The 7,587-nt window shown below is 50.3% G+C and carries 5 protein-coding genes and 1 pseudogene; all 6 read left to right on the top strand.

Going from position 1 to position 7,587, the window contains the following annotated elements; all coding sequences use genetic code 11:
- A partial coding sequence (locus ACOCD2_RS08895) for a hypothetical protein (RefSeq protein WP_419625682.1) occupies positions 1 to 385 on the top strand: 385 nt, incomplete at its 5' end.
- Positions 382 to 2,043, top strand: coding sequence for an ATP-binding protein (locus ACOCD2_RS08900; RefSeq protein ID WP_419625684.1), 1,662 nt, complete (start codon positions 382 to 384; stop codon positions 2,041 to 2,043). The genes ACOCD2_RS08895 and ACOCD2_RS08900, both read left to right, overlap by 4 nt.
- A 177-nt stretch (positions 2,044 to 2,220) precedes the next feature.
- Positions 2,221 to 5,883 carry a BREX-1 system adenine-specific DNA-methyltransferase PglX gene (gene pglX, locus ACOCD2_RS08905; RefSeq protein ID WP_419625686.1) on the top strand — a complete coding sequence of 1,221 codons (3,663 nt, stop codon included), beginning with the start codon at positions 2,221 to 2,223 and terminating at the stop codon, positions 5,881 to 5,883.
- Positions 5,884 to 5,917: 34 nt separating this feature from the next.
- Entirely contained in the window at positions 5,918 to 6,667 is a 750-nt protein-coding gene (locus tag ACOCD2_RS08910) for a Fic family protein (protein ID WP_419625687.1), read from the top strand.
- Between the two features lie 30 nt (positions 6,668 to 6,697).
- Positions 6,698 to 6,895: pseudogene (locus tag ACOCD2_RS08915) on the top strand (Fic family protein); the annotation flags it as partial.
- Between the two features lie 118 nt (positions 6,896 to 7,013).
- Positions 7,014 to 7,475: a hypothetical protein gene (locus tag ACOCD2_RS08920; protein WP_419625688.1), complete on the top strand. Its 462-nt coding sequence runs from the start codon at positions 7,014 to 7,016 to the stop codon at positions 7,473 to 7,475.
- Positions 7,476 to 7,587 lie beyond the last annotated feature (112 nt).

Here is a 7,587-nt window from a genome sequence, read left to right on the forward strand (position 1 = left end):
CATGGATGAGTATAAAAAACTCCCCGAAGTACGGGCAGCAGAGCTGGACTTGCCATACAAGGCACTGATCGACCACATCAATCTACAAAAGCTGATTGCAGTCATCAACGACTCCCTGCGTTACTTTGAAGAGCAGGGTTATCAAAAGCTGCTGGCGAAAATGGTCGAAATGGCTGCCCCGAAACCGGAACCTGTTGAGGCAGATGAGGGAAAGCCAAAATCCCAGGTAGCAGAGCCAAAGGTCGAATACATTTCAACGCGAAAAATCAGGGTATCATTTGACAAGGCTTGGCTGGCCGAAGAGGCCGATGTCGATGAATATCTGCAACAACTGCGCGAAGCTTTGTTGCGCGAGATCAAAGCAGGCAAGCGGATACAGATATGAGCCGTCAAGAGATTGAAGAACTCATTTCACAGGGGGAATCGCTGACGGTTGAATTCAAGAGTGACAGCAAGTGCCTGCCTGATCGCGAACTGCTTGCCGCAGTGGTCTCATTGGCCAATACCGAAGGTGGAGACTTGTTGCTGGGCGTCGAAGATGATGGAACGGTAACTGGCCTGCATCCGAATCATCTCAATACTGCCGGCCTGCCGTCATTGATCGCCAATAAGACCAACCCGGCTCTATCTGTCAGAGTAGAGCGATATGACCTGCAGGGAAAATCGATAGCCCGGATCACAGTCCCCAAATCACGGCAACTGGTATCGATTTCCGATGGCACTCTGCTTCGAAGGCGGATCAAGCTTGATGGCAAACCTGAAGCGGTACCGTTCTACCCGCACGAGTTCATACAACGCCAGTCGTCCATGGGGCTCGTCGATCCATCGGCCATGTTGCTTGAAGACATAGACGTCAGACGGTTGGATCCACTACAACGGCAGCGCATTCGCAACGCCATTAAAAAATACGGTGGCGATCAATCCCTGTTGGCGCTGGCAGATGACGAACTGGATGGCGCCCTGGGGCTTTGTCGCGAGACGAATGGTGTCAGACGGGCAACCCTTGCCGGTTTGCTGCTCTTGGGAACAGAAGAACTGTTGCGTGCAAATCTGCCATCCTACGAGGTTGCGTTTCAGGTGCTGCAAGGTACGGATGTCAGGGTGAACGAGTTCTTTCGCAAGCCTTTGCTGGAAACCTTCGAGGAAGTAGAGCTTCTTTTCAAGGCCCGGGTCGAAGAAGAAGAGATTCAGGTGGGCCTCTTCAGGGTGCCGGTTCCCAATTATGATCGCCGCGCCTTCCGCGAAGCCTTCGTCAATGCGCTGGTGCATCGGGATTTCAGCCGTCTGGGCGCGGTACATGTCAAGCTCACGGAAAACGGTCTCTCTATCAGCAATCCTGGTGGGTTCGTGGAAGGCGTCAACCTGGACAACCTGCTCGTTGCCGACCCCCGTTCCCGTAACCCTTTGCTTGCAGACGTGATCAAGCGCATCGGCCTGGCCGAGCGCACCGGGCGTGGTATAGACCGCATCTATGAAGGGATGCTGCGCTATGGTCGTCCCCCGCCTGATTATTCCATGTCCAACGAATTCACGGTGACCGTGCAGTTGGTCAACGCGGCTGCCGATCTTGATTTCCTCAAGATGGTTGTCGAGCAGGAAGACAAGTTGGGCAACATGCCCATTGATTCACTGATCATCCTGTCCCGCCTGCGCGAAGAGCGTCGCCTGACCACCGCCGATCTTGCCCCATCCGTCCAGAAACCGGAGACCAATGTCCGTGCAACGCTGGAAAAACTGGTGGAAAGCGGCTTTCTGGAACCCCACGGCACCGGCAGGGGCCGATCCTACACCCTCAGTGCCGCCCTGTACCGAAAAGTCGGGAAGAAATCGGAATATATCCGCCAGGCCGGGTTTGCGCCTATCCAGCAAGAGCAGATGGTTCTTAACTACATCGACAAGCATGGAAGTATAAAACGAGCGGAAGTCATGGATCTTTGCCGTCTTGATCGAAATCAGGCTTACCGCTTGCTCGCCAGAATGAAAAAGGCTGGCCAAATCAAGCAAATCGGTGAGCATAAGGGGGCAGTTTATGAGCGGGTTTGAGTCGATATGCTCGTATTTATGCTCGTTGAGCATAAAATACGCTATGCATGCATGCATCCTTTTGAGTTATATAGAAAAATGTACACGCCGCATGAATATAAGCGTGATTTTTTACGCCCGGCGCCCAAAAATAATCCGTGTTTATCCGTGTCCATCTGTGATTCAAAAGGCGTTTAAATGGAAACCTCAAAACTCAAAAAATTCGCCCAACACGCCCGCCGCAACCTGATCGAGCAGGTGTCTAACAAGCTCAAGCTAGTACTTGCGGAGGACAGCGCGGCCCGGCGTGAAAATCCTAAAGCGGTAGCAGAAATCGAAAAACGGATTTTTGGTGTATCTGGCCAATATACTGACAACTGTACACTGACCACTGATGACTCGCGTCGGCAAGCGCAGCTTGTTGAGCGCGTGGCCTATATCTGGTTCAACCGCTTTTGCGCCCTGCGTTTCATGGATGTTAACCGCTATACCCGCATCGGTGTAGTTTCGCCAGCCGAGGGGCAGTTCCAGCCGGAGATTCTGGCTGAGGCCAAGATGGGGCATATTGATGAAGGCATGGTGGACGAGTCGGCCAGGCAACGGATCTTCGCCCTGATTGACGGCAAAACCCCCAGCCAGGATCCACAAGCCGAGGCGTACCGGCTGCTGGTCGTGGCGATCTGTAATTACTGGCATGGTTCGATGCCGTTCATGTTTGAGCGCATTGCCGATTTCACCGAATTGCTGATGCCCGACGACCTGCTCTCGGGCAACTCCATCCTTAGCCTTACACGCGAAGCGATGACGCCGGAGACTTGTGGAGCAGGAAGTAATCAGCTGTCAGTAATCAGTAATCAGAAAAGGCAAACCAACGAACTTACTGATGGCTGTGGGCTGAAGGCTGATAGCTTAGCCGCCGCAGGCGGCGTAGAGATGATCGGCTGGCTCTACCAGTTCTACATCTCCGAGAAGAAGGATGAAGTCTTCGAGGGGCTAAAAAAGAACAAGAAGATCACGCCGGAAAACATCCCCGCCGCTACCCAGCTGTTTACCCCGCACTGGATCGTGCGTTACCTGGTGGAAAACTCCCTTGGTCGTCTATGGATGCTCAACCGCCCTGATTCATGTCTGGTTGAGAAGATGGACTACTACATCAAGCCCGAACAGCCAGAGTCCGACTTCCTGCGCATCAGCAGTCCGGAAGAAATAAAAATTTGCGACCCGGCCTGCGGCTCCGGCCACATGCTGACCTATGCCTTTGATCTGCTCTACGCCATCTACGAAGAGGAAGGCTACGAACCTGCCGAGATTCCCGAAAAGATCCTCACGAATAACCTATTCGGTATGGAGATCGACGAACGCGCCGGGGAACTTGCTGCCTTTGCCCTGACCATGAAGGCCCGCGCGAAACAGCGTCGGTTTTTCCGTAAGCAGGTGCAGCCCAATATTTGTGTTCTGGAGAATATCAAGTTCGGTGAGGATGAGCTGAAGGAGTATATGGACTTTGTCGGGCGCGACCTTTTTACTGCACCATTGCAAACAACCCTGCGCCAGTTTGAGGAAGCCAACAATTTTGGTTCACTGATCCGCCCGGATCTCACCGATGTTGAAGGGATGGTTCGGGTGCTGGAGACCAAGGATGTTTCCGGACAACTGTTCCTTAAAGCAACGCATGACAAGGTACTGCAAGCATTGCTGCAGGCCGATTACCTTAGCCCAAAATACCATGTGGTGATTGCCAATCCGCCGTATATGGGCAGTAAGGGGATGAATAATAGACTTAAGGCATGGGCTGACCAGAACTACAAAGATAGTAAGTTCGATTTATACGCAATGTTCATCGACAGGAATCTAGATTTAGGTCGTGAACACGGCATGATTGCAATGATCACGATGCAAAGTTGGATGTTTCTTTCAAGGCTTGAGAGTCTGCGTATAAGGATTCTTAGGGAAAATACAATCTTGTGCACCGCACACCTTGGTGAACGTGCTTTCGATTCAATCGGTGGGGAAGTTGTATCAACAACAGCTTTTGTCCTCTCTACTACCATGCATCTGAACCGCAAAGGCGACTATATACGCCTAATTGATTGGTCATCGGAGACGGAAAAATCCCACGCTGCTATTGAGGCAATACGCGATCCAAAGTGTGGATGGCGCTTTAAAGCGTCTAGTGATGATTTCATGAAGATACCTGGGGAGCCTATCGCATATTGGATTAGCAGTCGTGTACGGACTATTTTCGCAAAGTCCAACTCGCTTGGAACTATTGGTTCACCCACTCATGGTGTTGTCACAGGAGATAATGACCGATTCTTGAAGCTCTGGCATGAAGTTTCACCTAACCGAAGCTGCTTTAACGCGGGCAACCGCGATGAGGCTCTTGCCTCTGGTGCCAAGTGGTTTCCAGTAAGTAAGGGTGGATCATTCCGGAGATGGCATGGGAATCTAGAGCATGTCATTGATTGGGAAAATGACGGCGAAGTAATGAGGACGACCAAACATGAGACTGGGCGTATACGTGCGACCAATTTCAACCTAAATCGAATTTTTCAGCCTGGAATCACATGGTCGACAATCTCAAGCACACTCTCAATGCGATACCTTCCAGAAGGCATGATTTTTGAAAGTAAAGGATCTGTTTGTTTCTGCGATAGTGAAAAAAAGAGATTGTTTCTTCTGGCGTTAACGAATACTAAAGTTGTAAACGCCCTATTGTTAATAATGTCGCCGACTCTGGATTATCACGAAGGCCCAATGAGTCGCATTCCAGTAGTTGAGATTCCTGACAGTCAACCAATTACTATTGCCAAGACCTGTTTAGAGCAATCTAAGTTGGATTGGGATTCTTCCGAAACATCTTGGGACTTCACCAGCCCGCCGCTGCTCAACCCTGACACACGCCAGCCAACTCTAGAGGCAACCTACAGGAATCTCCGCGCCCACTGGCAAGAAATGACTCTGGAAATGCAGCGGCTAGAGGAGGAAAACAACCGCATCTTTATCGATGCCTATGGCCTTCAAGATGAGCTTACGCCCGAGGTGCCACTCAGTGAAATCACGCTAACCTGCAACCCGCACTACCGCTACAACGGCGACAAGAGTGAGGAAGAACTGGAGGCGCTGTTGCTGGCTGACACCATGAAGGAGTTTATCTCCTATGCCGTGGGTTGCATGTTTGGCCGCTACGCGCTGGACAAGCCGGGGCTGATCCTGGCCAACCAGGGCGAGACCATTGATGACTACCTGAAACAAATACCCGAACCATCCTTCCCAGCGGATGATGATAACGTGATTCCGATGCTAGACGGCAACTGGTTCACCGATGACATCACGGAGCGTTTCTACAAGTTCCTGCGCGTGACATTCGGTGAAGAGCATTACGAGGAAAACCTTGAATTTATCGAGCAGGCCATTGGCAAGAACATCCGCAAATACTTCCTCAAGGATTTTTACAACGACCATGTAAAACGCTACAAAAAACGCCCCATCTACTGGCTGTTTTCCAGCCCCAAAGGCAGCTTCAATGCCTTGATCTACATGCACCGCTACCGTCCAGATACCGTCAGCGTGGTGCTCAATGATTACTTGCGCGAGTTTCGCGCCAAACTCGCCTCCCGCAAGAACCACCTGGAAGCTGTCAGCATCAGCGCCAGCGCCAGCAAGGGCGAAAAGACCCGGGCACTGAAAGAGATCGAAAAACTGAAAAAAATCATTCTCGAGCTAGAGGACTACGAAAGGGATGTGCTCTACCCACTGGCCACCCAGCAAGTGGAGATTGACCTTGATGATGGCGTGAAGGTGAACTACAAGAAATTTGGCAAGGCGTTGAAGAAGGTGGTGGGGTTGAGCGCCAAATGAAAGGGATGGCAGTACATCAGCAGGGGCATTTTCTGTGAAGCATTACATTCCTCCATGCAGTATCACCCCCGAAATGCTCTCGCTGGTGGCTTCTATTGCCGAGGCCGTCGGGCGAATGCAGGCTACGGGCATGGCTTTGCGGTTACGTAGGGTCAATCGCGTTCGTACCATTCAAGGCTCCCTGGCTATCGAGGGCAATACTCTGGATGAACAGCAGATTACCGCCATACTCGAAGGAAAACGGGTAGCTGCCCCGCCGCGTGAGATTCGGGAAGTGCAAAATGCCCTGGCGGTGTATGACAAGTTACCAGAATGGAATCCATTGCGGGAAAGGGATCTGCTGGCAGCGCATGCCCTTCTGATGAAAGGCTTGCTGGAGTCAGCTGGATCCTACCGCCAGCGGGGTGTTGGTGTAATTGGGAAAAACGAAGTTGTACACATGGCGCCACCGGCAAACCGCGTGCCCGAGTTGATGGCCAATTTGTTCCAGTGGTTGCAACAAACCGATTTTCATCCCCTGGTTGCCAGCTCTATTTTCCATTACGAGTTCGAGTTCATCCACCCTTTTGAGGATGGTAATGGCCGAATGGGGCGTTTCTGGCAATCCTTGTTGCTATACCAATGGAGCCCGGTGTTCGAGCATCTGCCCATCGAGAGCATGATTTTCGCGCATCAGCAGGACTACTATGACGCCCTCAATCAGAGCACCCAGGCGGGTGATTCGGCGCCTTTTCTCAGTTTTATGCTGCGAACCATCAAGGCGACGCTGGATACTACCCCCTAAGACAACCCTCAACTCACCCCCCAAGTCGAGGCCTTGCTGGGCGTATTGCAAGGTGAAATGAGCCGCAGTGAATTGATGACGGCTCTGGGGCTATCTGACCGTAAATCGTTTCGTGAACGCTATTTGCAACCTGCGTTGCAAGCAGGAATGATTGAAATGACTATCCCTGACAAGCCGAATAGCCGGTTGCAGAAATACCGTTTCGTGAATATGGGGGGTAATAAGTGAACTACGGAATACATGATAGTAGAAATGTTTGGAAAGTTGATTATAGAACAAATCTTTGCATTTGTACTTGGTTTGATGATTTTCGATTCCCAGGGCGACCTACGGTGTTTGCGACTCAGTGGAAATTGATCTGATGGAATATTATCGATATTTTGAATATTTTCTTGGCATTGAAGAAGCGTTGGCTTCCTACATGAAGCATCTCCAATTTACCGGGAAAACAGAAAATCTTTATTCGCCTGAGCTATCTCTTTTGCTGTTGCAGACATGCCCAGTCATTGAGTCCTATATGGTTCAGTTGTGCACAGAGAGTAGAATTGTAAAAGAACACCCTCTGTATAGCTGGAAGTATGCGAATAAACTGTGGTATAGCGATAAAGGCGAAATAAAAGAAAAAAGTGGGAAGAGGCAAATATCTTCTTTTCCAAAATTCTCTTATGTTACTGAGAAAGTATTTGGAATTTCGTCATCCCATTGTATTTTTTATTACTCTGACAAATTTCAGCACTTGACTGGAAGCGGGCACTTCAGGAATCTAAATCCCTATAAAGGATTAAAGAGCTTTGTAGATTATAACTAGAGTTTAGAGTAAGCAACATTGTTCCACCGTATATTTTCGGGTGAAATAAAGTTGCTATTTTGTTCATACTGCCCGTTAGAGCTTGTTCTATACGCTGATTGCTGCATCCTGC

This window comes from Thiolapillus sp. (genome assembly GCF_048562965.1).
Classification (GTDB): Bacteria; Pseudomonadota; Gammaproteobacteria; order Chromatiales; family Chromatiaceae; genus Thiolapillus; species Thiolapillus brandeum_A.